The organism is Nitratidesulfovibrio oxamicus (genome assembly GCF_015731765.1).
GTDB lineage: Bacteria > Desulfobacterota > Desulfovibrionia > Desulfovibrionales > Desulfovibrionaceae > Cupidesulfovibrio > Cupidesulfovibrio oxamicus.
This window is the reverse complement of record NZ_VRYY01000535.1, coordinates 1-1486: the sequence shown is the minus strand read 5'-3', so window position 1 is coordinate 1486 and position 1486 is coordinate 1. Positions and strand designations below refer to the sequence as shown.

At 65.3% G+C, this 1486-nt stretch carries 1 protein-coding gene and 1 pseudogene; both read right to left on the bottom strand.

The window, feature by feature from the left end; genetic code table 11:
- Window positions 1-420: 420 nt before the first annotated feature.
- The gene (locus FVW20_RS15055) at window positions 421-750 is read right to left on the bottom strand and encodes a hypothetical protein (RefSeq protein WP_196610243.1); all 330 of its coding nucleotides are present in this window, start codon (window positions 748-750) and stop codon (window positions 421-423) included.
- Window positions 751-1282: 532 nt separating this feature from the next.
- Window positions 1283-1486: pseudogene (locus FVW20_RS15050) on the bottom strand (hypothetical protein); the annotation flags it as partial.

Here is a 1486-nt window from a genome sequence, read left to right as displayed (position 1 = left end):
GGGCGGGGTGGGGTGGCTCCCGGCCCGGCGCGGGCGCGGGGGCACGGGGGCGGACGGCAGGTGCGGGGCTGTCGGGAATGGTCGGGTTGCTCGGATTGGCGGGTATCAGGAATGGCCGAAAGGGCGAGAGGCGGAACGGCAGATGGACCGAGGGGGGCAAGGCTCGAAAGGTCGCACACCTTGAGTCTGCTTGTACCACCGTTGGCTGACGGTGGGCAATGGCTTGCGTCGGACTGGTGCATGACGGTCGCGTGTCGGGCCGGAGCATCGGGGACGGCAGGCATTGTCCGCGCAGGCACCGGCCTGACCGCGCAACGCAACGCGCCCCCGGTGAAGGGGGCGCGTGCGGGAAAACCGCCATCATGGCGGCGAACGATGCGGCTGCAAACGGCAGTGCGGGACGCATCGTCGAAGTTCGGTTTACCTGCCCGGATTCAGGCCGAGCATGGCGTCGGAAGCCGGTTCCTGCGCACGGGGCTGGCCAGTGGAGGGTGCGGACACGGAACCGGGCATCCTGTGCTGACCGCCATTCTGCACCATGTGCTGGCCGTTCCCCATCATGTGGCGGCCATTCTGCATCATTTGACCCATGTTGGCGGCCATGGTCGCGTGGCGAGCCTGCATGGTGGCGGAGCCGGAGCAGGACTGCATGCCCATGGAGGTGGAGGAAACGTTCTGCGCGGCCAGTGCGGCTCCGGCGGTAATGGCCACCAGGGCCAATGCGGCGGGAAGGATGCGGGTAATCTTCATGATGAACTCCTGTGAGTGATTTCCGTTGCCGGATGATGCATTCTGTATGGCAAACGGTGTGCCAAAGGAGTAATTGTATGAAATTGGCGATGTTGTGCTGTTTCTGTGTGTGATGGTTGCTGTTCTGGCGGATACTTTTTGGACAGATCGCTGTTGTATGACTGTAAAACATTGAAACAGCTGTATGAATTTTTGTCAGTCGTCCTAAGGGATGGGCGTAGCGGAGCAGTTGTGCAGGATCGTTGCAACGTCAGGAGCATTGATGAAGCAGCGACAGCGGGCATGCGGGTGTGCATGGCGTGACTACGCAACGCAACGCGCCCCCGGTGAAGGGGGCGCGTACGCCGCGAGGCGGAACCGTGGGGCCGGCGAGGAGGAGGTGTCGGCCCCACGGGGGAATCCTGATGTCTGCCGTGGAAAGCCTGGGCGGGTCCGACCGGTTTTTCGGCCAGTCAGGCCAATCGGGCCAGTCAGGCCAATCCGCCCAAGCGGGTCAGTCCGGTTGCATGGTCCAGTGGCGCGTCTTGCCGCCCTAGCTGTGGCGGACCGGCGCCTTGCCGTCAACACCCGGCATCATGTGTCCGGCGCCGCCCGGCGCGGCGTCCACGTTCCCCATATTGCCGTGCCCGTCCTTCATCATCTGGCAGCAGCCGCAGCCCTGCATGGGGGCGGGCCGGGCATCGCCGGGGGCCTTGTCCGCCGGTGCGGAGGTTGCCGGGGGCGCGGCGTGGGCGTC